Source organism: Streptomyces sp. NPDC041124, assembly GCF_055592385.1.
In genome coordinates, this window is the sequence record NZ_JBVIYR010000019.1 from 1 (window position 1) to 22,435 (window position 22,435).

Here is a 22,435-nt window from a genome sequence, read left to right on the forward strand (position 1 = left end):
TCCTTTGTACTCACCCTCTCGGGCTTTCCTCCGGGCGCTTCCCTTCGGTCTTGCGTTTCCGACTCTATCAGATCTTTCCGATCCGATTTCCTCGGCACTTTCCAGGTTCCCGCTTTCGCGTTTCCCTTTCCGGCGGTTCCGACTCTATCAGATCCTTTCGGGCCTGATTCCCAGTCAGTGGGGTTCGCCTTTCCGGCCCTTGGGCCGTTCCGACGAGTGAGACTTTAGCGGAGTCCCGGCTCCCGACCTAATCGGGGTCCTGCTCCCTTTCGGGCGCGGATTCCTCATTTCACGAATACGCATGCCATTGACCCGCCCGCAGACAGACTGCTGACGTCGATCAATGGTGGTGCTCGTGGAATGGTTGTCCGGGGACCGACCGGAGTCGGCGCTCACGTCGGACAACTCGGAGAACCATACGGAGCCCACCAGGGCGTGTCAACTCGCTGCGGGACCCCACCTCCCCGGCGTACCGTGGTCCCCATGACGACGCGCACGTACAGCCAGTTCTGGTGGGCCGCCTGACGGCGGCCGACGCTACGCGCGCACGAAACGGCCGCCGCCTCGGCGGCCGTTCTGCTTTCTCCCTCCAGGACTCCGAGGGGCGGCCGGCCGGGGACGGCGGCCTCCGCGAGGAGAGGGAGAAGAAGAGATGACACGGGTCTTCAGTGGGATCAAGCCGACCGGACACCTGACGTTGGGGAACTACCTGGGAGCCATGCGGCAGTGGGCCGCGGTCGACCAGCACCGTGCGGACGCGCTGTTCTGCGTGGTCGATCTCCATGCGCTCACCGTGGACCACGATCCCGCGCGGGTGCGCAGACTGAGCCGCCAGGCGGCGACGCTGCTGCTGGCGTCGGGGCTCGACCCGGAGCGGTGCACGGTGTTCGTACAGAGCCACGTGGACGAGCACGCGCGGCTGTCCTACCTGCTGGAGTGCGTGGCCACGGACGGCGAGATGCGCCGGATGATCCAGTACAGGGAGAAGGCCGCCCGGGAACAGCGGCGGGGCGGAAGCGTACGGCTGTCGCTGCTGACGTATCCGGTACTGATGGCGGCGGACATCCTGGCGTACGGGGCCGACGAGGTACCGGTGGGGGACGACCAGGCTCAGCACGTGGAGCTGACCCGGGATCTCGCGGTGCGCTTCAACCAGCGGTACGGGCACGCGTTCGTTGTGCCGCGGGCCACGCATCCGAAGGTCGCGGCGCGGGTGATGAACCTCCAGGAGCCGACGTCGAAGATGGGCAAGAGCGACGACACGGGGCCGGGGATCGTCTACCTGCTGGACGAGCCGGACGTGGTGCGGAAGAAGGTCATGCGGGCGGTGACCGACAGCGGGCGGGAGGTCGTGTACGACAGGGAGGCCCGGCCGGGGGTGGCGAATCTGCTGGAGATCCTCGCGGCGTGCACGGGTGGGAACCCGGAGGCGTTGGGCGGTGTATATGAGTCGTACGGGTCTTTGAAGAAGGACACGGCGGAGGCGGTGGTGGAAGCGCTGAGGCCCGTGCAGGAGAGGCACAAGGAGTTGTGCGCGGATCCTGGCTATGTGGAGGGGGTGCTGCGGGATGGTGCGGAGCGGGCGCGGGGCATGGCTCGACCGACCGTGGATGCCGCTTATCGGGCGATCGGGCTGTTGCCGGCGGGATCGGATACCGGGGCGCCCGTGGTGAACGCGGCCCGGTAGGCGCGAGGGCTGGTGGCGAGGCGCGACGCGAAGTGCTGGCGCATCGTGACCTCGCTGCCGAAGCCCGCTCGGCGGGCGACCTCGGGCATGGGGAGGTCGGTGCGTTCGAGGAGGCGCTGGGCGGCGGCGATGCGCTGGTCGAGCAGCCAGCGCAGCGGGGTGGTGCCGGTGGCCGCGGTGAAATGGCGGGCGAAGGTGCGCGGGGACATGCCGGCATGAGCGGCGAGGTCGGCGACCGTGAGCGGTTCGTGCAGGTGGCGTAGTGCGTGCTCCCGTACGGCGGCGAGGGAGTCGGCGTCGCGGTCGGTGCGTGGGGTCGGGTGCTCGATGAACTGTGCCTGGGTGCCGGTGCGGAAGGGCGCCGTGACCATGGAGCGGGCGATGGTGGCGGCGGCTTCCGCTCCGTGGGCCAGGCGGATCAGATGGAGGCAGAGGTCGATGCCCGCGGCGGTGCCGGCCGCGGTCCAGAGGTTGTCGTCCTCGATGAACAGGGCGTCGGGAACGACGGTGACGTGGGGGTGGTGTGCGCGGAAGAGGTCGATCAGGTTCCAGTGGGTGATGGCGCGGCGGCCGTCGAGGAGTCCGGCCTGGGCGAGGGTGAAGGCGCCGCCGCACAGGGCGGCGAGTGTGGTGCCGTGGGCGTGGGCCCGGCGGAGGGCGTCGAGGACGGGAGGTGGCGCGGGGGTGAGGTGGTCGTCCAGGCCCGGGACGACGATCAGATCGGCGTCGGCCAGCCAGGTCAGGGGGCGGTCGGGGAGGAGGGTGAGGCCGCCGCGCATGGGGACGGGGGTGGTGTCGGTGGCGACGCGGCGCAGGTCGAAGGCGGGAGCGCCGCGGTCGGTACGGTCGGGGCCCCAGACCTCGGTGATGACGGAGACGTCGAAGGCGCGGATACCGGGGAAGGCGACGAGGGCCACGCGGTAGGGGGCTGCCATGCGTGGCAGTAAACCATCGATCGCTGGCTTCCGGACCTCTGGGAGTGAGTGCTGCCGGACGGCACGATCGGGTGCATGGACATCGCGCAGAACGCAGCACTGGTGGTCGTGGACGTGCAGAAGGGCTTCGAGGAGGTCGATTTCTGGGGGACGCGCAACCACCCGGCGGCGGACGACAACATCGCCGCGCTCATCGACGTGTGGCAGTCGACCGGTCGGCCGGTGGTCTTCGTGCGGCACGACTCGGTCCAGCCCGGGTCGCCGCTGCGGGCCGGGTACGAGGGCAACGGGTTCAAGGAGTACGTGGAGCGGCGGCGAGGGAAGGGCAGCGGGGCCGAGCTGCTGGTCACCAAGACGGTGAACTCGGCGTTCCTCGGGACTCCGGACCTGGGTGCCTGGCTGCGGGAAGCGGGGATCTCGCAGGTGGTGCTGGCCGGGATCCAGACGAACATGTGCGTGGAGACGACCGCGCGGATGGGCGGGAACCTCGGGTACGAGGTCGTGGTCGCGTTCGATGCGACGTACACCTTCGGTCTGGAGGGGCCGTTCGGCTGGCGGCAGAGCGCGGACGAGCTGGCGCGGGCGTCGGCCGTGTCGCTGCACGGGGGCGGGTTCGCGGCGGTGGTGACGACGGAGGAGGTCCTGTCCGCCGCGAAGTGAACCCCCGTGCGGGAGTTCGGGCCGGTCGTCAGTCCTTGGTGCCGGAGGCGAGCTCCCGGCTGCGGTCGCGGGCGGCTTCGAGAGCGGCGATGAGGGCGGCGCGTACCCCGTGGTTCTCGAGTTCGCGGATGGCGTTGATGGTGGTGCCGGCGGGGGAGGTGACGTTCTCGCGGAGCTTGACCGGGTGCTCGCCGCTGTCGCGGAGCATCGTCGCGGCGCCGATCGCGGACTGGACGATCAGGTCGTGGGCCTTGTCGCGGGGCAGGCCGAGCAGGATGCCGGCGTCGGTCATCGCTTCGACCAGGTAGAAGAAGTAGGCGGGGCCGGAGCCGGAGAGGGCCGTGCAGGCGTCCTGCTGGGACTCGGGGACCCGGAGCGTCTTGCCTACGGCGCCGAAGATCTCCTCGGCGTGGGCGAGGTGGTCGGCGGTGGCGTGGCTTCCGGCGGAGATGACCGACATGGCCTCGTCGACGAGGGCCGGGGTGTTGGTCATGACGCGGACGACCGGGGTGCCGGTGGCGAGGCGCTCCTCGAAGTAGGACGTCGGGATGCCGGCCGCGCCGCTGACGACCAGGCGGTCGGCGGGGATGTGCGGGGCGAGTTCGTCGAGGAGGGTGCCCATGTCCTGCGGCTTGACCGTGAGGATCAGGGTGTCGGCGGTCTTGGCGGCTTCCCGGTTGGAGACCGGGGTGACTCCGTAGCGGGTGCGGAGCTCTTCGGCTCGTTCCTGCCGGCGGGCGGTGACGAGGAGATCCGCCGGGGCCCAGCCGGCGCGGATCATGCCGCTGAGCAGGGCTTCGCCGATCTTGCCGGTGCCGAGGACTGCGACTTTCTGGGTCATGGCTGGGGTGCCCTCCGGGGGTGCGTCGTCCTGTGGGCATCCTTGCATCCCGGCGGGTCGGCGGGGGTGGGGCGTCCAGTGGGCGGGACGTGGGGGGCGGAGGGCTTCTCGCCCCCGCCGCCCCTTCCCTTCCCGTCCTTGAGGGCTGCGCCCCCAAACCTCGCTTCGGCCCTGAACGGGCCTCGTCCTCAGACGCCGGACGGGCTGGTTCAAGCGGTTCGGCGTTTCAGGGTGGCCGCGCCGAGGGCCAGGACCAGGAGGGCGCAGGCTGCCACGATCAGGGTGTAACGGACGAAGAGCGTGGTCATGTCGGGGTGCCGGAGGACCTCGTTCATGGCGTCGACGGCGTAGGACATGGGGAGGGCGTCGGAGATGGCCTCCAGGACGGGGTGCATGGCCTCGCGTGGGGTGAACAGGCCGCAGAGGAGGAGCTGGGGGAAGATCACCGCCGGCATGAACTGGACCGCCTGGAATTCCGAGGCCGCGAAGGCCGAGACGAAGAGACCGAGGGCTGTGCCGAGGAGGGCGTCGAGCAGGGCCACCAGGAGGAGCAGCCAGGGGCTGCCGGTGACGTCGAGGCCCATGAACCAGACGGCGAGGCCGGTGGCGAGGGCCGACTGGACGATCGCCAGGGCGCCGAAGGCGAGGGCGTAGCCGGCGATGAGGTCGCCCTTGCCGAGGGGCATGGCGAGGAGGCGTTCGAGGGTGCCGGAGGTGCGTTCGCGCAGGGTGGCGATCGAGGTGACCAGGAACATCGTGATCAGCGGGAAGATCCCGAGGAGTGACGCGCCGATGCTGTCGAAGACGCGCGCGCTGCCGTCGAAGACGTAGCGGAGCAGGAACAGCATCAGGCAGGGGATCAGGATCATCAGCGCGACGGTGCGCGGGTCGTGGCGGAGCTGGCGCAGGACCCGGGCGGCGGTGGCGGTGGTGCGGGAGGCGCTGAGGGCGCGTGCCGGCGCGGGGGCGGTGGTGCTCATCGGGTGGTCTCCTTCGTCCGGCCCTGTGCGGCGGCCCGGTCGACCAGGTGCAGGAAGGCCGCCTCGACGGTCTCGGAGCCGGTGCGGGTGCGCAGGGCGTCGGGCGTGTCGTCGGCGAGGATCTCGCCGTCGCGCATGAGCAGGAGGCGGTGGCAGCGCTCGGCCTCGTCCATGACGTGGGAGGAGATCAGGAGGGTCGCGTCCCGTTCGGCGGCGAGGGTGTGGAAGAGCTGCCACAGGTCGCGGCGCAGGACGGGGTCGAGGCCGACGGTGGGTTCGTCCAGGACGAGCAGTTCGGGAGTGCCGAGCAGGGCGACGGCGAGGGAGACGCGGCTGCGCTGGCCTCCGGAGAGGTTCCCGGCGAGGGTGTCCGCGTGGGTGGTGAGGTCGACGTCGGCGACGGCCCGGGTGACGTTCTCGCGTCGGCGGTCGGCGGCTGCCCGGCCGGGGTCGAGGATCGCGGCGAAGTAGTCGAGGTTCTGGCGGACGGTCAGGTCGTCGTAGACGGAGGGGGCCTGGGTGACGTAGCCGACGCGGGTGCGCAGGGTGGGGTGGCCGGCGGGGTGGCCGAGGACGTCGAGGGTGCCGGTGACCTTGGCCTGGGTGCCGACGACGGCGCGCATCAGGGTCGACTTGCCGCATCCGGAGGGGCCGAGGAGGCCGGTGACCTGACCGCGCGGGACGGTGAAGCCGAGGCCGCGCAGGACGGTGCGCGAGCCTCGGACGACGGTGAGGTCCTGGGCGCGTACGGCCGGTTCCTCCGTCGGCCGGGAGGAGTAATTCATCATGTGATGAATATCCTCCCGGCCGGGTGCGCCGTCAAGCCGTCGCGGGCGCGGGCCTCGTCGTGGTCGTGGTCGTGGTCGCGAGGAGCAGCAGGACGTCGTACGTCTCCTCGACGATCCCGTCGGGGAAGACCTCCAGGACGTGCCGTCGCTCCTCGGCCAGGTAGGCCGCGCTGCGCTCCTCGCCCTGCAGCAGGAACAGCGAGTGGCTGCCGAGGTTGGCGAGGTGGGTGTCGAGGGGCACCCTGCGGCTCCAGCGGATGTCCCGGCGTACGACGTCGAGGTGCCCGTCGACGTCGGCGGCGTGGGCGCCGAGGTCGCGTTTCTCCGCGGAGACGTCGAAGCCGACGTGGCGGCGGGCGCGTTCCCCGGCCTCCGCGATCCACGGCACGTCGAGCGCGTCGCGGTTCCACCACAGGGCGAGCGCCCCGCCCGGGCGCAGGACGCGGACCGCCTCCGGGACGGCGCGGACGGGGTCGGTCCAGTGCCAGGCCTGGGCGTAGGTGAGCAGGTCGGCGCAGTGGTCGGCGAGGGGGAGGGCGTCGCCGCTGCCCCGGACGACCGGGACGCCGGGGAGCGTGCGGCGGAACTCGGCCGCCATGCCCTCACCGGGCTCGACGGCGATCACGTCGGCTCCGCGCTCGCGCAGGCGGGCTGTGGCTATGCCGGTACCGGCGCCGGCGTCCACGACCCGGGAGCCGGCGAGGGGGCGGCCGCTCAGCTCCTCGATCGCGTCGAAGAGGGCGGGCGGGTAGGAGGGGCGGCCGGCCGCGTACTGGGCGGCGGCCGCGTTGAAGGAGTGCGCCCGGGTGGTGCGGGTGACCTGGTCGGCCCTCGGTGTCGTCATACGGCCATGGTGGCCGCGCGGCGGGAGGACGGGGGGTGGATTTCCGGCGGGTTCAGGGGCGGCGGCGCCTCTTCGACGGGTTGCCCGTGCGGCGGGTGGCGCGCTTGTCGTACTCCTCGCGGGCCCGCTCGTACTCGGCGCGGTGGAGTTTCTCGCCCGGGGCCTCCGTGAGGGAGCGGACGAAGTAGGCGAGGAGGGAGCCGATGAAGCCGATGGATAGCAGTCCGCGCAGGGATGCCTGGCGGTCGGGGTCCGGGCGGCCGGTGAAGGAGGACCAGGTGTGGCGGAAGGCGAGCGAGCTGCAGATCGCGAACATCACCACCATGAGCAGCGAGACGAAACTTCCCACGTCGGCGATCGCGAGCCCCTCATAGGCGAAACGCAGCACGAAGCAGGCGGCCGCCGCGGCGGCGAGGGAGCCGACGCAGACGCCGGCGCGGCGGGCGGTGTAGCCGCCGGAGTGGTCGACCCAGGTCGTGCCGAAGAAGCGGATGGGCTCGGGCCGGGGGCCGGCGGGGGTGTCCGGGGTGCTGGTCGTGTCGTTCTCTGCTGCGCTCACGCCTCGATTGTGGCCCCTGCCCCGCGCACCGGCGGGAGCCCCCTCCCGCACCGGTGCCCCCGCAGGCCGGTGCGGGAACTGTTCGTGCCCCTACCGGTGGCTGGGAGGACGAGGCTGCTCGCCGGCGTCGCCCCCTCCGACGCCCCCGTCCCCGTCCGCCCCGCCCACGACGCGGGCGGGGCGGGCGGGGCGACCCTGCCGGAGAGTCGCCCCGGGGAGCCGACGGTGTCAGCAGCGGGGGGCGACGTAGCCGTCGCTGCCGGTGCGGACGTAGGCGTCGGAGATGTACTGGCCGCTGCCGATGTTGTCCCAGAGGGACGAGGTGCCGTACGGGCCCGTGACGCGGGTGCCCGTCGTCTGGCAGGTGATCCGCACCCAGGAGCCCTCGGGCAGGACCCGGACGATCGCGTAGCCGGTGCCGGGGCCGCTGCGGACGTTCACCTGATAACCCGGCGCCACCGGATAGGAAGCCGCCGCCGCGGCCGCGGTCGCCTTCTCCTCGCCGCCGGCGATCCCTGGAGTCTGGTCGACAGACATGACAAATCCTCCCCCGTTGAGCCCCACGACTGTCGTGGGGCCACGTTCATTCCCCTGGAACAAGCCATGAAACACCAGTTCGCCTTTCGCACGCAGAAGTGGGCAAGCCGCCTCGGTCCCGTGCGCACCATCGACTAGGCTCCGAGCGTCGCGCGCGCGAACGAACAGCACGGGGGTGGTTCATGGCGCCGCAGCGGAACGCCGGAGCTGACACGGAAGCGGAACTTCCGGAGTACGCCGGTCACTACCGTCTGGAGTCCTGTCTGGGCTCGGGTGGCATGGGCGTCGTGCATCTGGCCCGCAGCACCTCCGGGATGCGGGTCGCGGTGAAGGTCGTGCACGCCCGGTATGCGATGGACCCCGAGTTCAGAGGGCGGTTCCGGCAGGAGGTGGCCGCGGCGCGGCGGGTGAGCGGGGCCTTCACGGCGCCGGTCGTCGATGCCGACCCGGACTGCGGGAGGCCCTGGATGGCCACCCTGTACATCCCCGGCCCGACGCTCTCCGAGCAGGTGAAGCGGAACGGCCCGATGGATCCGGACCAGTCCCGCCGGCTGATGGCCGGGCTCGCCGAGGCGCTGCGCGACATCCACCGGGTCGGGGTCGTGCACCGGGACCTGAAGCCGAGCAACGTGCTGCTCGCCGAGGACGGTCCGAAAGTCATCGACTTCGGCATCTCCCGGCCACGCGACAGCGAACTGCGCACCGAGACAGGGAAGTTGATCGGGACGCCGCCCTTCATGGCGCCCGAGCAGTTCCGGCGGCCCCGTGAAGTGGGCCCCGCGGCGGATGTGTTCGCGCTCGGCTCGCTCATGGTGCACGCGACGACGGGGCGCGGTCCGTTCGACTCCGACAGCCCGTACGTCGTCGCCTACCAGGTGGTGCACGACGAGCCCGACCTGACCGGCGTACCGGAGTCGCTCGCGCCGCTGGTGCTGCGGTGCCTCGCCAAGGAGCCCGACGACCGGCCCACGCCGGACGAACTGATGGGCGAGCTGCGGTCGGTGGCGGCGGCCTACGACACCCAGGTGTTCGGGCCGGCGCCGCGGACGCCGGAAGCGCCGCGGCAGGAGGCCGCGGTGCCGGTCCCGGCGGACGCGGCCGGCCGCCGGCCCCTGCGGCGCCTGGGCAGGCGGACGGTCGTGGTGGCCGGGGCGCTCTGCCTCGCCGTGCTCGGCGGGCTCACGGTGGTCCAGGTGTTCGACGACGGCACGGAACCGGCGCGGAAGACCTCCGCCGCACCGAGCACACCGGCGGGCTTCGGGGCGTGGGAGGCGGTGCCCGCCCCGGAGGCGGGCGGCATGCCCCAGTGCTCGTACGGGACCCGGGGACTGCTGTGCGCGCTTCCGGGCCGGGTCGTCGCCCTCGATCCGTCCGACGGCCGCACCCTGTGGCGGCACGACGTCGCGGGGACGACCCGCAGCGAACCCCCGGTCGTCGCGGGCGGCCTCGTCCAGCCCTCCCTCGACCTGATCGGCGACCTGGAGGCGCTCGACCCGGCCACGGGCCGGCCGGTGTGGCGGGAGGAGGTGCCCGCGTACGACGGGGTGCGGGCGGTCGGCGACATGCTCCTGCTGACCCGCGCCGACGGGACGGTCAGCGGCGTGGACGGCGCCTCGGGCGACACCAGGTGGTCCCACCGGATCCCGGGGCAGGCGGTGCCGTACTTCGTCTCGTTCCCCGAAGGGCCAGGGAAGTCCGGGGAACCGTCCGCGTACGCGACGAGTCCGTCCGGGGACGGCGGCGGTACCCGGGTCACCGCGGTGGATCCGGTGACGGGCGAGGTGCGGTGGGACGTGGAGCTGGAGGGGGCGCTGACGCCGGTCGGCGCGGCGGACGGAGCCGTGTACCTCCTCGTCGGCGGCCCCGTGCACGGGGACGCGACGGCCGTGGTCCGCTTCACGCCCGGCACCGGGGAGGCCCGAAGGGTGACGCTTCCCGTGCCGGTCGCCCAGGCGCAGGCCGGCGTGCACGGGGACACCGTGCACCTGATGGGCGCGGGCGGTTCGCTGGTGGCCGTCGACATGGCGGCGGGGAAACAGCGGTGGCGGCTGGAGACGGGCGTGAGCCGGGGCTCGGTGCCCGTCTCCGACGGACGGCACGTGTACGTCACCGCCCCCGACGGCCGGCTGCTGGGCGTGCACGCCGGCACGGGCAAGCTCCTCGGGCAGACCCGGCCGCGGCTCGGCGCCGACTCCGACCGGGTGCCCGCCGCGCTGCCCGCGCCCGTGCTCGCGGGCGGCCACGTCTACGCCGGGGCACCCGACGGAACCGTGTTCGGCGTGCTGGGGGACGACCCGGCCGGCTGGTGAACCGGGCGGGCCGCTGCCCGCCAGGGACACCGCCACCGGCCTCGGCCCGGCTCCTCGGGAAGGACCGCCCGTCGCCGCACCACCGAGGCCGTCGCCGTGACGTCGAAGCCGGAACGCCGCGCGGCCGGGGTCCGCTCCCGACCGCCGTGGGCGGGTCGGGGCACGCCGGGCCGGGCCTGAGGAGGGGCGGAGCCAGGTGGCCGGTGACGGCGCAGGGCCGCTCCCGAGGTGCGGGAGCGGCCCCGCGTCGGCGCGGGGGATCAGCCCAGCATGCTCACGTCCCGCACCGCGCCCTTGTCCGCGCTGGTCGCCATCGCGGCGTACGCCTTCAGGGCCGCGGAGACCTTGCGGTCGCGGTTCTTCGGGGCGTACCGGCCGTTCAGGGTTTCCTCGCGGCGGGCCAGCTCGGCCTCGTCGACCAGCAGCTCGACGGAGCGGTTCGGGATGTCGATGCGGATGCGGTCGCCGTCCTCGACCAGGGCGATGGTGCCGCCCGAGGCCGCCTCCGGGGAGGCGTGGCCGATGGACAGGCCGGACGTGCCGCCGGAGAAGCGGCCGTCGGTGATCAGGGCGCAGGCCTTACCGAGGCCGCGGCTCTTCAGGTACGACGTCGGGTAGAGCATCTCCTGCATGCCGGGCCCGCCCTTGGGGCCCTCGTAGCGGATGACGACGACGTCGCCCTCCTTGACCTGCTTGGTGAGGATCTTCTCGACGGCCTCGTCCTGCGACTCGCAGACGACCGCGGGTCCCTCGAAGGTCCAGATGGACTCGTCGACGCCGGCCGTCTTGACGACGCAGCCGTCGACGGCGAGGTTGCCGCGCAGCACCGCCAGGCCGCCGTCCTTGGAGTAGGCGTGCTCGGCGGAGCGGATGCAGCCGCCCTCGGCGTCCTCGTCGAGGGAGTCCCACCGCTCGGACTGGGAGAAGGCCTCGGCGGAGCGCACGCAGCCCGGGGCCGCGTGCCAGAGTTCCACCGCCTCCGGGGAGGGGGAGCCGGCCCGGATGTCCCAGGTCTTGAGCCAGTCGGCCAGGGACGGGCTGTGCACGGAGTGGACGTCCTCGTTGAGCAGCCCGGCGCGGTGCAGCTCGCCGAGCAGCGCGGGGATGCCGCCCGCGCGGTGCACGTCCTCCATGTAGTACGTGCGGTCCTTGGTGACGTTCGGCGCGACCTTCGCCAGGCAGGGGACGCGGCGCGAGAGGGCGTCGATCTCGGTGAGGCCGAAGGGGACCTCGGCCTCCTGGGCGGCGGCCAGCAGGTGCAGGATCGTGTTGGTGGAGCCGCCCATGGCGATGTCCAGGGCCATCGCGTTCTCGAACGCGGCGACGGTGGCGATACCGCGGGGCAGGACCGTGTCGTCGTCCTGCTCGTAGTAGCGGCGGGTGATGTCCATGACCGTGTGCGCGGCGTTCTCGTAGAGCGCCTTGCGGGCGGTGTGGGTGGCCAGGACGGAGCCGTTGCCCGGGAGGGACAGGCCGATCGCCTCGGTGAGGCAGTTCATCGAGTTGGCGGTGAACATGCCGGAACAGGAGCCGCAGGTCGGACAGGCGTTCTCCTCGATGCGGAGGACGTCCGCGTCGGACACCTTGTCGTTGGCGGCCTCCACCATGGCGTCGATCAGGTCCAGGGTGCGGACCGTGCCGTCGACCAGGGTGGCGCGGCCGGCCTCCATGGGGCCGCCGGAGACGAACACGGTGGGGATGTTCAGGCGCAGGGCCGCGTTGAGCATGCCCGGGGTGATCTTGTCGCAGTTGGAGATGCAGATCAGGGCGTCCGCGCGGTGCGCCTCGACCATGTACTCCACGCTGTCCGCGATCAGGTCGCGGGAGGGCAGGGAGTACAGCATGCCGCCGTGGCCCATGGCGATGCCGTCGTCGACGGCGATCGTGTTGAACTCGCGCGGGATGCCGCCGGCCGCAACGACCGCCTCGCTGACGATCCGGCCGACCGGGGCGAGGTGGGTGTGGCCGGGGACGAACTCGGTGAAGCTGTTGGCGACCGCGATGATCGGCTTGCGGCCGATGTCCGCGCCGGGTACACCGGAGGCGCGCATCAGGGCGCGGGCGCCCGCCATGTTGCGGCCGTGGGTGACTGTGCGGGACCTCAGCTCGGGCATCGTCGCTCGCTCCTTCAGACCTTCGGGGAGTCTCGGCCAGAGAGTTCTGACTGCACCCGAGCGTACGCCGGTCATCCAGAGGGCGGGACGAGGTGTCCGCAATGCGGGACGAATGTCTCAGTCCGGCCCGGGCGGGAAACGCGCCTCGCCGACACCCGGCGCACTCGCCGGGGAGGGGTGCGCGCCTCAGCCGCCGGTGAGGTGCCCCTGCACGACCGGCGCCACCCGCGCGATGATCTGCTCGGCGTCCGCGGAGGCCAGCGGCTCCACCTTGATCACGTACCGGACCATCGCGATCCCGACCAGCTGGGCGGCGGCGAGCTCGGCCCGCAGCTCCGCGTCCGGCACGTCCAGCCGCCCGGCGATCCGGCGCAGCAACTGACCGGCGACGAGGCGGCGGAAGACCGCGGCGGCCGTCTCGTTGTTGACGGCGGAGCGGAGGATCGCGAGCAGCGGGGCCCGGGTGACCGGATTCTCCCAGAGCCCGATGATCATGCGGGTCATCCGCTCGCCGGCCTCCTCCAGGGGGCCGTCGACGAGGGTGTCCCGCACGGCGAACGCCGGCGCGAAGGCGACCTCGACGGCGGCCTCGAAGACCTGCTCCTTGGTGCCGAAGTAGTGGTGCACCAGCGCGGAGTCGACCCCGGCCGACTTGGCGATGCCCCGCACGGACGTCTTGTCGTACCCCCGCGCGGAGAACTCCTCGCGGGCCGCGTCGAGGATGCGGTCCCGGGTACCGGCCGCCTCCGTGCGCGGCGGGCGGCCGCGGCGCCGGGGGGTTTCGTCGCCCCGGCCGGAGGCGCCCGGGCCCGGGGCGCCCGACGCCGAGGCGCCCGGGGTCGAGGCGCCCGGGGTCGAGGCACCCACCGCCGAGGCGCCCGGGCCGTCGTCGCTCGCGGTCACGCCGGTCACCTGCGGGGCACCCGGATCGCGGAGCCGGCGGAGGCCAGGTGCAGGCGGGTGAACGCCAGGGCCTCGGCCAGGTCGGCCTCGCGCTCCGCGCTCGACATCGCCCGGCGGGTGTTGACCTCGATGACGACGTGGCCGTCGAAGCCGCTGCGCGCGAGGCCCTCCAGCACCTCCGCGCAGGGCTGGTCGCCGCGGCCGGGCACCAGGTGCTCGTCCTTGGCGGAGCCCTTGCCGTCGGCGAGGTGCACGTGGCCGAGGCGGTCGCCCATGCGGTCGATCATCTGCAGGGTGTCGGTGCGGGCGGTCGAGGCGTGGCTGAGGTCGATCGTGAAGTGGCGGTAGTCCTCTTTGGTGACGTCCCAGTCGGGGGCGTACGCGAGCATCTCGCGGTCGCGGTAGCGCCAGGGGTACATGTTCTCCACCGCGAATCGCACGTCCGTCTCGTCCGCCATCCGCCAGATGCCGTCGACGAAGTCACGCGCGTACTGCCGCTGCCAGCGGAACGGGGGGTGGACGACGACCGTGCCGGCGCCGAGCTTCTCCGCGGCCGTCCTGGCCCGCTGGAGCTTGGTCCAGGGGTCGGTGGACCACACGCGCTGCGTGATGAGCAGGCACGGGGCGTGGACGGCGAGGACGGGGATGCGGTGGTAGTCGCTGAGTCTGCGCAGGGCCTCGATGTCCTGGCTGACCGGATCGGTCCACACCATGACCTCGACGCCGTCGTACCCGAGGCGCGCGGCGATCTCGAAGGCCGTCGCCGTCGACTCCGGGTAGACGGAGGCCGTCGACAGGGCGACCTTCGCCTCCGGGATGCGGACTACGTCCCTTGGTTCTGCCACGAGCCTCAGGTTACGGGGTGGGGTCGGGTCGGTGCGGGGTGCCCGCGCGCCGTTGTGGCGATCGCCATAGCCGGGCGCGGGGTCGCGCGGGGTGGGGCGGCGGCCGCCGAGGCCCGGCCCCGGGCACCCCCGGCTGCCCGGCTCCGGCGCTGCGTCACCCCTCGCCCATGTGGTCCAGACGGCGGAGTATGACGCCCTCCCGCAGGGCCCAGGGGCAGATCTCCAGGCGTTCGATGCCGAACAGGTCCATCACGCCCTCCGCGACCAGGGCCCCGGCCAGCAGCTGGCCCGCGCGGGCCTCGGAGACGCCGGGGAGTTCCGCGCGCTCGGCGGCCGTCATGGCGGCGAGCCTCGGCACCCACGCCTCCAGGGACTCCCGCTTCAGCTCGCGCTGCACGTACAGGCCCTCGGTGGAGCGGGCGGCACCCGCGAGGCGGGCGAGCTGCTTGAAGGTCTTGGAGGTGGCCACCACATGGTCGGGGGCACCGCGACGGGTGAAGTCCCCCACCGTGCGCGCTATCTCGGTGCGCACATGGCGGCGCAGCGCGCGGACGTCGTCCGCCTCGGGCGGGTCGGCGGGCAGCCAGCCGGCGGTGAGGCGGCCGGCGCCGAGCGGCAGCGACACCGCCGTGTCGGGCTCCTCGTCCATGCCGTAGGCGATCTCCAGGGAGCCGCCGCCGATGTCGACGACGAGCAGTTTCCCGGCCGACCAGCCGTACCAGCGGCGCGCGGCGAGGAAGGTGAGCCGGGCCTCCTCGGCGCCGCTGAGCACCTGGAGCTCGACCCCGGTCTCCTCCCGCACACGGGAGAGGACCTCGTCGGCGTTGCCCGCGTCGCGCACCGCCGAGGTCGCGAACGGCAGCAGCTCCTCGACGCCCTTGTCCTCGGCCGCCTGCAGCGCCTCCTGGACGACCGCGATCAGCCGGTCCACCCCGTCGGCGCCGATCGCCCCGCTGTCGTCGAGGAGCTGGGCGAGGCGCAGTTCGGCCTTGTGCGAGTGCGCGGGCAGCGGACAGGCGCCGGGGTGCGCGTCCACCACCAGCAGATGCACCGTGTTCGAACCCACGTCGAGGACACCGAGTCTCATGTACGGAACGCTACTGCGCGCAGCGCGGCGTGTTGCCCCCTCCGCGGCAGCCGATCCGGTCCCCGCTCCCGGCGCGGGCGACTTACCCTGGACGGGTGCCAAAGACGAAAAAGACGAAGGACGAGAAGACGGACAAGAAGGCCAAGAAGGAGAAAGTGGCCGGACCGTCCGGGGGTCCTTCGCGGGTGACAGCACCGCGGACGCCGGCAGCGGCACCGCCGGTGGACGACGAGAAGGGCCTGGACTTCGCCCGCGCGTGGGTGGAATTCCCTGATCCGGCGGACGGCGAGCAGGTCTTCCGCTGCGATCTGACATGGCTGACCTCTCGCTGGAACTGCATCTTCGGCAGCGGCTGCCAGGGCATCCAGGCCGGCCGCGCGAACGACGGGTGCTGCACCCTGGGTGCCCACTTCTCCGACGAGGACGACGAGAAGCGGGTCGCCGGGCATGTGGCGAGGCTCACGCCGGACATCTGGCAGCACCACGCCGAGGGCACGCGCGACGGCTGGGTCTCCGAGGACGAGGACGGCGACCGTCAGACCCGGCCGTTCCAGGGCTCGTGCATCTTCCAGAACCGGCCGGGATTCGCGGGCGGCATGGGCTGCTCGCTGCACATCCTCGCCCTCAAGGAGGGCCGGGAGCCGCTGGAGACCAAGCCGGACGTGTGCTGGCAGCTGCCGGTGCGGCGGACCTACGAGTGGATCGACCGGCCCGACGACACGCGTGTGCTCCAGGTGTCGATCGGTGAGTACGACCGCCGCGGCTGGGGCCCCGGCGGCCACGACCTGCACTGGTGGTGCACCTCGGCCACCTCGGCGCACGGCGCCGGGGACCCGGTGTACGTCTCCTACCGCGCGGAGCTGACCGAGCTGATGGGCAAGGCCGGCTACGACCGTCTGGCCGAGCTGTGCGAGGAGCGGCTGGCGTCGCAGCTGCCGCTGCTGGCGCCGCACCCGGCGGACCCCGCCTGACACCGCAGCGGTCACGGGGTCGAAGGCCTCGCATCGCCGCCCCCGGCGGGCGGCGGAGCGTCGCCCGCTGCCGGATCCGAGCCGGTGGGCACCGGCTCGCCGGGCGTCGGTCCGGTGGGTGTGGGGCCGCCGTCCGTCGGCTCCGGGCCGGGTGAGGTCGGCGGGTCGTCCGGCGTGGGCTCGGGTGGCGCCGGCGTGCTGGGCGTCGGCTCCGGGTCCGGCGACGACGGAGGCGGCCCGCTCGGAGTGCCGGGGTGCGCGGTGCCGGGTCCGCCCGGGTGGCCGGAGGGCGCGCCGCCGCCGGTGGCGGTGCCGTAGCCGTCGATGGTGACGACCGCACCGGACGGGGCGATCGCCACGGTCGCACTCCAGTGGCCCGACGGTTCGCGCAGCTGGTCGACGTGCACCCGGACCGTCACCGACTCGCCGGGGGCGAGTGTTCCCGAGGAGCGGCTCGGATACAGCCACGGCGCTCCCGTGGACACCGACCAGCGGACCGGTCCGGTGCCCGTCGCGGTGAGGGTGATCAGCGTGGTGTCGCCGCTGTGACCGGCCGTGACGCCGAGCGTGGCCGCGCCCTCGCTCCCCGCGCCGGCGGCAGCGACGACCTCCACCGACACGTCCGCCTCGCCGTCCTCCCCGAAGCGGGGGCCGGGGCGGGTACTGGCGTTGCCGGTGTTCTCGTAGCCGGCGCCCGCCTCCTGGCCGTCGAGGTCGACGGTCCCGCCGTCCTCCCGCGCGGAGGCGGAACGGCCGTCGTGGGCCTCTCCGGTCGGGGTGCCGCGGTAGGCCGCCCACAGCGCCAGCACCGGTGCGGCGACGACGGTGGCGACCACGGTCGTGGTGACGGCGCGTGTGCGCAGCCGGTCGCGGCGCGCGATCCGGTCCTTGGGGTCCAGGGGGAAACCGCGGCGGTCGAAGCGGGGCGTGGCGCCCCGCGTGCGCGGGGCGTGCGCCAGGGCGGCGTGCAGCTCCGCACCGGGTGCCGGCAGCACGGGCAGCGCGTCCGGGGTGACGCTGGTGCCCGGCCAGCGGCCCGGTACGGCCCGCTCGGCGCTGCGGCGGCAGCGCGGGCAGTCGTCGACGTGCCGGACGAGTTCCTGGCGCAGCGTCGCGCTGAGCACGAGCCGCCGGTCGCCGGTGAGGTGCGCCACGCCGGGGCAGGTGCCGCCCTCCACGACGGCGAGCGCGGCGCGGGTGCGTTCCACCTCGCAGGCGGCGGTGGCGAGCAGCGCACGCGCGGCGGCCGGTTCCATGCCGAGCACGGAGGCGACCTCGTGTGCGGCGAGATGGTGGCGCACCGCGAGTTCGAGCGCCTCGCGCTGCTCCGGGGTGGTGCCGGCGGCCTCCGGCCACGCCAGTGCGGCCAGTTCGCCGCGGCGCCGCTCGACCACCTCCTCCGGGACGGCCGGGGCAGTAGCGGTGTCCGCCGCGCGCCGGCGGCCGGTGCGGCTCGCCGCGTGGCCGGCCCGACGCCTGCGTCCGGCCTCGGTGAGCTTGCGCAGGCAGGCCCAGCGGGCCAGTGCGTACAGCCATGCCCTGCGGCTGCCGAGCTCGTCGGGCACGTGCCGGCCGCGCCGCTCGGCGAGGGCGAGGACGTCGGCCAGGGCGGCGATCGCCGCGTCGTGGTCGCACAGCACGGACAGGCAGTAGGTGAACAGGCCGTCCAGGTGGGGTTCGTAGCGGGTGGCCGGCCGCCGCGCCAGGGTGCGCGCGGCCCCGCGGTCGCGCCCTTCCCGGTGCGTCCGGCGGGCTCCGGTCGTACGGGTCGAGGTCTGAGGGCCGCTGCTCGTCATCCGGCGACCGTAGGCGCCTCGGGGCGGCCCCTTCCGGAGCCCTGCGCGGTTTTAATCCGTACGGGTGAAACGATCCCTCAATAGGGGACAGGAACCTTTCGCCACCGGTCGCGGGCGTGCCCGGCGAGGGTGCGGACGGCCCGTTGTCAGAGCGTGCGGTTACCTTTTCCGCATGGCTGCCCGTACCAAGACCTCCAAGGACCGTCCGTCCTACCGCTGCACCGAGTGCGGCTGGCAGACGGCCAAATGGCTCGGCCGCTGCCCCGAGTGCCAGACCTGGGGGACGGTCGAGGAGTACGGCACGCCCGCGGTCCGCACGACGACGCCCGGGCGGGTCACCACCTCCGCCCTGCCCATCGGCCAGGTCGACGGCCGGCAGGCCACCGCCCGCCCCACCGGCGTGCCCGAGCTGGACCGGGTGCTCGGCGGGGGGCTCGTGCCCGGCGCGGTGGTGCTGGTGGCGGGCGAGCCGGGTGTGGGCAAGTCCACGCTGCTGCTGGACGTCGCGGCCAAGTCGGCGAGCGCGGAGCACCCCACCCTGTACGTCACGGGCGAGGAGTCGGCGAGCCAGGTCCGGCTGCGCGCCGACCGCATCCACGCCATCGACGACCACCTGTACCTCGCGGCCGAGACGGATCTGGCCGCCGTGCTCGGCCACTTGGACGCGGTGAAGCCGTCCCTGCTGATCATGGACTCGGTGCAGACGGTGGCGTCCCCGGAGATCGACGGCGCCCCGGGCGGCATGGCCCAGGTCCGCGAGGTGGCGGGCGCCCTGATCCGGGCCTCCAAGGAGCGCGGGATGTCCACGCTTTTGGTGGGCCACGTCACCAAGGACGGCGCGATCGCCGGGCCGCGCCTGCTGGAGCACCTGGTGGATGTCGTCCTGCACTTCGAGGGCGACCGGCACGCGCGGCTGCGCCTGGTGCGCGGCGTGAAGAACCGCTACGGCACGACGGACGAGGTCGGCTGCTTCGAACTGCACGACGAGGGCATCACGGGCCTCGCGGACCCCAGCGGGCTCTTCCTGACCCGCCGTGCCGAACCGGTCCCGGGAACCTGCCTGACCGTCACCCTGGAGGGCCGCCGCCCCCTGGTCGCCGAAGTGCAGGCGCTCACCGTCGACTCGCAGATCCCCTCCCCCCGGCGTACCACGTCCGGCCTGGAGACCTCACGCGTGTCGATGATGCTGGCGGTGCTGGAACAGCGCGGCCGTATCAGCGCCTTGGGCAAACGGGACATTTACTCCGCCACGGTCGGCGGGGTGAAGCTGACGGAACCGGCCGCGGACCTGGCCGTCGCCCTGGCGCTGGCGTCGGCGGCGAGCGACACCCCGCTGCCGAAGAACCTGGTCGCGATCGGCGAGGTCGGCCTCGCCGGCGAGGTGAGACGGGTCACGGGCGTGCAGCGCAGGCTCGCCGAGGCCCACCGCCTGGGCTTCACGCACGCCCTGGTACCGGGCGACCCGGGCAAGGTCCCGCCGGGCATGAAGGTGCTGGAAGTCGCGGACATGGGGGAGGCGCTGCGCGTCCTTCCGCGCTCCCGTCGCCGAGCGGCCCCACGGGAGACGGAGGACCGCCGGTAGACTTTGCCCAGGTCTCGCCCGTCCGTACGAACCGAGTGCGGTGGGGGTCCCTCGTTCGCCAGGGCACGCGAGCCCGGCCCGATCCGAACGACAGTCCCTGAACGGGGGCGCCCAGAACCTGCGACCGGAGGAGTGCAGTGGCAGCCAACGACCGGGCAGCGGCTCCCGGAAAGTCCGGTGGGAGTGCCGGTTCCGATGGCATGATGCGCGCTTCGCTGAGCGCCGTGGCGCCGGGCACCAGCCTGCGTGACGGCCTGGAGCGCGTGCTCCGCGGCAACACCGGCGGGCTCATCGTGCTCGGCTTCGACAAGACCGTCGAGACGCTGTGCAGCGGCGGCTTCGTGCTGGACGTCGAGTTCACCGCGACCCGGCTGCGCGAACTGTGCAAGCTGGACGGCGGCATCGTGCTGTCGTCCGACCTGTCCAAGATCCTGCGGGCCGGCGTCCAGCTCGTGCCGGACCCCACCATTCCCACCGAGGAGACCGGCACCCGGCACCGCACCGCCGACCGCGTCTCCAAGCAGGTCGGCTTCCCCGTCGTCTCGGTGTCGCAGTCGATGCGCCTGATCGCGCTGTACGTCGACGGCCACCGCCGGGTCCTGGAGGACTCCGCGGCCATCCTGTCCCGCGCCAACCAGGCACTGGCCACCCTGGAGCGCTACAAGCTCCGCCTCGACGAGGTCGCCGGCACGCTGTCGGCGCTGGAGATCGAGGACCTGGTCACCGTCCGGGACGTCTCGGCGGTCGCGCAGCGGCTGGAGATGGTGCGCCGCATCGCCACCGAAATCGCCGAATACGTGGTCGAACTGGGCACCGATGGGCGTCTTCTCGCCCTCCAGCTCGACGAGTTGATCGCGGGCGTGGAGCCGGAGCGCGAACTGATCGTGCGGGACTACGTGCCCGAGCCCACCGCCAAGCGCTCCCGCACGGTCGACGAGGCCCTGCACGAACTGGACGCGCTCCCCCAGGCGGAGCTCCTGGAGCTCTCGACGGTGGCCCGCGCCCTCGGGTACACGGGCTCCCCCGAGACCCTGGACTCGGCGGTGTCGCCGCGCGGCTTCCGGCTGCTGGCGAAGGTGCCGCGGCTCCCCCGGGCGATCATCGACCGGCTGGTGGAGCACTTCGGCGGGCTGCAGAAGCTGCTCGCGGCGAGCGTGGACGACCTGCAGACGGTCGACGGCGTGGGCGAGGCCCGGGCGCGGAGCGTGCGCGAGGGGCTGTCGCGGCTGGCGGAGAGCTCGATCCTCGAACGGTACGTGTAGGAGACCCCCGGCCGCCGCGGGCCGGGGGCAGGGTGCGCGGCCGGGTCAGGCGGCTTCCAGCACGAACGACGTGCGCGCCTTGTCGAACCCCGGCGCCTTCGCCTCCACCAGGTACGTGCCCGCCCCGGCGGCACCGGCCTTCGGCGTCGCACACTCCGGCGCGCTCGCCTTGCGGTCCCACTTCACCGTGTAGGTGATGCTGTCGCCCGCCGGCACCCGGAACACCAGACTGCGGGCGCCCTTCGGGCAGTCGTCCGACGCCCAGAAGGCGTCGTCGCCGCTCGCCTGCGACACCGTCAACACGGCACCCTCCGGGCCGAGATCGATGGTGCAGTCACTGCCGGAGGTGTTCCTCGCGGTCAGCAGGAACGTCGGCGTCTGTCCGGGCTCGTACGTGTTGCGTGCGCTGCGCAGGCTGAACGTCACCGCCTTCGCGGTGCACTTGGGCAGCCCCGTCCCGGACCCGGCCGGAAGGGCGTCGCCCGCGCCGACCCCGGCCGACGTACCGCCCTCGGCACCGCCACCCGCGCTGCCGCCGGCACCACCGCCCGATCCGCCGCCGGTGTCCGCGGGGTCGCCGCCCACACCGTCGTCGCCCGCACCGGACGACGATCCTGACCCGCCGGAACCCCCGGACCCGCCGTCGTCGCCCGACTCGTCGCGTCCGCCAGGCGCCTGACTGATCGCCGGACCGGAACCCGACGGCCCGGGGGTGATGGACGGAGCGGGATTCTTGCCGTTGGCGCCGTTGTCACCGCCGCCACCGCCCCCGCTGCCGGAGACCACCACCCAGGTGATCAGCAACGCCAACAGGGCCAGCAAGGACAGCAGTACGGCCCTCCGACGCCAGTAGATGGAGGAGGGAAGCGGCCCGACCGGATTGCGCAGAGATCCCACGGCGCAAACCTTACGAGAGATCGGCGCGTTCGCTTGTCCCACCCGCCGCCCGACTCACAACTTTTCCGGATCATCATTCCGGAAACCGCCCCGGCACCCCCGACTTTCGTCAGGCGGGGCACCCGACGATCGCGGGGTGTGACCGCACACGCCGCTCACCTACCGTCCGTGACCATGGACTTCGTGGACAGCGGGCTCTACCGCGACATCACCGACTACGCACGGGACACACCGTCCTGGGTCCGGCTCACAGCCGAGATCGGGACGGAGGCCGGACTGCTGCTGTTCGTGGCGCTGTTCGTCACGGGCTGGTGGCGGGCCAGACACGCGGGCAGCCGCGCCTTCGCGATCGCGGCCCTCGCACCCGCGGCCACCGCAGCGGCGTACCTGTGCAGCGAAGTACTCAAGTCCGTTGTCACACAGGAGCGTCCGTGCCGAGCGGTCCCCGGTGCCGCCGCGCCCCTCGCGCAGTGCCCGCCGCACGGCGACTGGTCGTTCCCCAGCAACCACGCCACGATCGCGGGCGCTTCGGCCCTCACGCTCGTCCTGGTGCGGCGCGCGCTCGTGTGGCTGACCGCGCCGCTCGCGCTGCTCATGGCCTTCTCCAGGGTGTTCGTCGGCGTGCACTATCCGCACGACGTGGCGGCGGGTCTGCTGCTCGGCACGGTGGCCGCCCTCGTCGCCGTACGGCTCGCCCTGCGCCCCGCGCTCCGGCTCACCGAGGCGATGCGTGCCTCGTCGGCGCCCGCCGCACGGTGGCTCGCCGGGCCAGGGCCTCGCTCCGCCGCCCACGCGGTGCCGCCCCACGCCACGCACCGGCGTGGGTGACCAAGGGGGT

Annotated in this window: 20 protein-coding genes; 7 read left to right on the forward strand and 13 right to left on the reverse strand. The window is 73.1% G+C overall.

Annotation, left to right across the window (positions count from 1 at the left end; translation table 11 throughout):
- The first annotated feature begins 652 nt into the window (after nucleotides 1–652).
- Nucleotides 653–1,687: a tryptophan--tRNA ligase gene (trpS, locus tag ACZ6A9_RS32215; RefSeq protein ID WP_468993167.1), complete on the forward strand. Its 1,035-nt coding sequence runs from the start codon at nucleotides 653–655 to the stop codon at nucleotides 1,685–1,687.
- Here trpS and ACZ6A9_RS32220 read toward each other — a convergent pair.
- On the reverse strand, nucleotides 1,618–2,622 hold the full coding sequence (locus ACZ6A9_RS32220) for a GlxA family transcriptional regulator (RefSeq protein WP_468993169.1): 1,005 nt from the start codon (nucleotides 2,620–2,622) through the stop codon (nucleotides 1,618–1,620). The genes trpS and ACZ6A9_RS32220 overlap by 70 nt on opposite strands.
- A 75-nt stretch (nucleotides 2,623–2,697) precedes the next feature.
- Between ACZ6A9_RS32220 and ACZ6A9_RS32225 the strand changes: the two genes are divergently transcribed.
- A complete protein-coding gene (locus ACZ6A9_RS32225) occupies nucleotides 2,698–3,282 on the forward strand; it encodes a cysteine hydrolase family protein (protein WP_468993172.1) in 585 nt (194 codons plus the stop codon).
- A gap of 28 nt (nucleotides 3,283–3,310) precedes the next feature.
- Here the strand turns inward: ACZ6A9_RS32225 and proC are convergent, their stop codons facing one another.
- The 6 genes from proC to ACZ6A9_RS32255 form a co-directional block, all read right to left on the reverse strand.
- Nucleotides 3,311–4,123, reverse strand: a complete 813-nt coding sequence (gene proC, locus ACZ6A9_RS32230; protein ID WP_468993174.1) for a pyrroline-5-carboxylate reductase — start codon at nucleotides 4,121–4,123, stop codon at nucleotides 3,311–3,313.
- A 209-nt stretch (nucleotides 4,124–4,332) separates the two neighbouring features.
- Nucleotides 4,333–5,103: an ABC transporter permease gene (locus ACZ6A9_RS32235; RefSeq protein ID WP_468993177.1), complete on the reverse strand. Its 771-nt coding sequence runs from the start codon at nucleotides 5,101–5,103 to the stop codon at nucleotides 4,333–4,335.
- The gene (locus ACZ6A9_RS32240) at nucleotides 5,100–5,891 is read right to left on the reverse strand and encodes an ABC transporter ATP-binding protein (RefSeq protein ID WP_468993180.1); all 792 of its coding nucleotides are present in this window, start codon (nucleotides 5,889–5,891) and stop codon (nucleotides 5,100–5,102) included. The genes ACZ6A9_RS32235 and ACZ6A9_RS32240 overlap by 4 nt, the downstream gene beginning before the upstream one ends.
- Nucleotides 5,892–5,922: 31 nt before the next feature.
- Nucleotides 5,923–6,735, reverse strand: a complete 813-nt coding sequence (locus ACZ6A9_RS32245; RefSeq protein ID WP_468993183.1) for a class I SAM-dependent methyltransferase — start codon at nucleotides 6,733–6,735, stop codon at nucleotides 5,923–5,925.
- A gap of 52 nt (nucleotides 6,736–6,787) precedes the next feature.
- On the reverse strand, nucleotides 6,788–7,294 hold the full coding sequence (locus tag ACZ6A9_RS32250; protein WP_468993186.1) for an EamA/RhaT family transporter: 507 nt from the start codon (nucleotides 7,292–7,294) through the stop codon (nucleotides 6,788–6,790).
- A gap of 228 nt (nucleotides 7,295–7,522) precedes the next feature.
- Nucleotides 7,523–7,831 (reverse strand): SH3 domain-containing protein, encoded by a 309-nt coding sequence (locus ACZ6A9_RS32255; protein ID WP_468993189.1) that lies wholly within the window; start codon nucleotides 7,829–7,831, stop codon nucleotides 7,523–7,525.
- Between the two features lie 182 nt (nucleotides 7,832–8,013).
- On the opposite strand from ACZ6A9_RS32255, the gene ACZ6A9_RS32260 reads away from it, so the two are divergent.
- Nucleotides 8,014–10,140 carry a serine/threonine-protein kinase gene (locus tag ACZ6A9_RS32260; protein ID WP_468993191.1) on the forward strand — a complete coding sequence of 709 codons (2,127 nt, stop codon included), beginning with the start codon at nucleotides 8,014–8,016 and terminating at the stop codon, nucleotides 10,138–10,140.
- 260 nt (nucleotides 10,141–10,400) lie between these two features.
- Here ACZ6A9_RS32260 and ilvD read toward each other — a convergent pair whose 3' ends face one another.
- The 4 genes from ilvD to ACZ6A9_RS32280 form a co-directional block, all read right to left on the reverse strand.
- Nucleotides 10,401–12,254, reverse strand: a complete 1,854-nt coding sequence (gene ilvD / locus ACZ6A9_RS32265) for a dihydroxy-acid dehydratase (RefSeq protein ID WP_468993193.1) — start codon at nucleotides 12,252–12,254, stop codon at nucleotides 10,401–10,403.
- Between the two features lie 186 nt (nucleotides 12,255–12,440).
- Nucleotides 12,441–13,121, reverse strand: a complete 681-nt coding sequence (locus ACZ6A9_RS32270) for a TetR/AcrR family transcriptional regulator (protein ID WP_468993237.1) — start codon at nucleotides 13,119–13,121, stop codon at nucleotides 12,441–12,443.
- A 41-nt stretch (nucleotides 13,122–13,162) separates the two neighbouring features.
- The gene (locus ACZ6A9_RS32275; RefSeq protein WP_468993196.1) at nucleotides 13,163–14,002 is read right to left on the reverse strand and encodes a sugar phosphate isomerase/epimerase family protein; all 840 of its coding nucleotides are present in this window, start codon (nucleotides 14,000–14,002) and stop codon (nucleotides 13,163–13,165) included.
- A gap of 154 nt (nucleotides 14,003–14,156) precedes the next feature.
- Complete coding sequence (locus tag ACZ6A9_RS32280; protein WP_468993198.1) at nucleotides 14,157–15,089, reverse strand: Ppx/GppA family phosphatase; 933 nt, start codon at nucleotides 15,087–15,089, stop codon at nucleotides 14,157–14,159.
- Nucleotides 15,090–15,184: 95 nt separating this feature from the next.
- Between ACZ6A9_RS32280 and ACZ6A9_RS32285 the strand changes: the two genes are divergently transcribed.
- Nucleotides 15,185–16,060, forward strand: coding sequence for a DUF3109 family protein (locus tag ACZ6A9_RS32285; RefSeq protein WP_468993201.1), 876 nt, complete (start codon nucleotides 15,185–15,187; stop codon nucleotides 16,058–16,060).
- 11 nt (nucleotides 16,061–16,071) lie between these two features.
- On the opposite strand, the gene ACZ6A9_RS32290 is transcribed toward ACZ6A9_RS32285, so the two are convergent.
- Nucleotides 16,072–17,856, reverse strand: a complete 1,785-nt coding sequence (locus ACZ6A9_RS32290; protein ID WP_468993204.1) for a BACON domain-containing protein — start codon at nucleotides 17,854–17,856, stop codon at nucleotides 16,072–16,074.
- A gap of 172 nt (nucleotides 17,857–18,028) precedes the next feature.
- On the opposite strand from ACZ6A9_RS32290, the gene radA reads away from it, so the two are divergent.
- Both radA and disA read left to right on the forward strand, forming a co-directional pair.
- Nucleotides 18,029–19,438, forward strand: a complete 1,410-nt coding sequence (gene radA / locus ACZ6A9_RS32295) for a DNA repair protein RadA (RefSeq protein WP_468993208.1) — start codon at nucleotides 18,029–18,031, stop codon at nucleotides 19,436–19,438.
- Nucleotides 19,439–19,575: 137 nt separating this feature from the next.
- The gene (disA, locus tag ACZ6A9_RS32300; RefSeq protein ID WP_468993211.1) at nucleotides 19,576–20,700 is read left to right on the forward strand and encodes a DNA integrity scanning diadenylate cyclase DisA; all 1,125 of its coding nucleotides are present in this window, start codon (nucleotides 19,576–19,578) and stop codon (nucleotides 20,698–20,700) included.
- 45 nt (nucleotides 20,701–20,745) lie between these two features.
- Here disA and ACZ6A9_RS32305 read toward each other — a convergent pair whose 3' ends face one another.
- On the reverse strand, nucleotides 20,746–21,597 hold the full coding sequence (locus ACZ6A9_RS32305; protein ID WP_468993215.1) for a hypothetical protein: 852 nt from the start codon (nucleotides 21,595–21,597) through the stop codon (nucleotides 20,746–20,748).
- Nucleotides 21,598–21,771: 174 nt separating this feature from the next.
- Between ACZ6A9_RS32305 and ACZ6A9_RS32310 the strand changes: the two genes are divergently transcribed.
- On the forward strand, nucleotides 21,772–22,425 hold the full coding sequence (locus ACZ6A9_RS32310) for a phosphatase PAP2 family protein (RefSeq protein ID WP_468993218.1): 654 nt from the start codon (nucleotides 21,772–21,774) through the stop codon (nucleotides 22,423–22,425).
- Nucleotides 22,426–22,435: the final 10 nt, after the last annotated feature.

Excerpts from the sequence above, each read along its gene's own strand:
- radA (WP_468993208.1), top strand. The coding sequence starts at position 18,029 with ATGGCTGCCCGTACCAAGACCTCCAAGGACCGTCCGTCCTACCGCTGC.
- ACZ6A9_RS32290 (WP_468993204.1), bottom strand. The coding sequence starts at position 17,856 with ATGACGAGCAGCGGCCCTCAGACCTCGACCCGTACGACCGGAGCCCGC.
- ACZ6A9_RS32235 (WP_468993177.1), bottom strand. The coding sequence starts at position 5,103 with ATGAGCACCACCGCCCCCGCGCCGGCACGCGCCCTCAGCGCCTCCCGC.
- ACZ6A9_RS32220 (WP_468993169.1), bottom strand. The coding sequence starts at position 2,622 with ATGGCAGCCCCCTACCGCGTGGCCCTCGTCGCCTTCCCCGGTATCCGC.
- ACZ6A9_RS32240 (WP_468993180.1), bottom strand. The coding sequence starts at position 5,891 with ATGATGAATTACTCCTCCCGGCCGACGGAGGAACCGGCCGTACGCGCC.
- ACZ6A9_RS32245 (WP_468993183.1), bottom strand. The coding sequence starts at position 6,735 with ATGACGACACCGAGGGCCGACCAGGTCACCCGCACCACCCGGGCGCAC.
- ACZ6A9_RS32260 (WP_468993191.1), top strand. The coding sequence starts at position 8,014 with ATGGCGCCGCAGCGGAACGCCGGAGCTGACACGGAAGCGGAACTTCCG.
- ACZ6A9_RS32255 (WP_468993189.1), bottom strand. The coding sequence starts at position 7,831 with ATGTCTGTCGACCAGACTCCAGGGATCGCCGGCGGCGAGGAGAAGGCG.
- ACZ6A9_RS32310 (WP_468993218.1), top strand. The coding sequence starts at position 21,772 with ATGGACTTCGTGGACAGCGGGCTCTACCGCGACATCACCGACTACGCA.
- ACZ6A9_RS32225 (WP_468993172.1), top strand. The coding sequence starts at position 2,698 with ATGGACATCGCGCAGAACGCAGCACTGGTGGTCGTGGACGTGCAGAAG.
- trpS (WP_468993167.1), top strand. The coding sequence starts at position 653 with ATGACACGGGTCTTCAGTGGGATCAAGCCGACCGGACACCTGACGTTG.
- proC (WP_468993174.1), bottom strand. The coding sequence starts at position 4,123 with ATGACCCAGAAAGTCGCAGTCCTCGGCACCGGCAAGATCGGCGAAGCC.
- ACZ6A9_RS32280 (WP_468993198.1), bottom strand. The coding sequence starts at position 15,089 with ATGAGACTCGGTGTCCTCGACGTGGGTTCGAACACGGTGCATCTGCTG.
- ilvD (WP_468993193.1), bottom strand. The coding sequence starts at position 12,254 with ATGCCCGAGCTGAGGTCCCGCACAGTCACCCACGGCCGCAACATGGCG.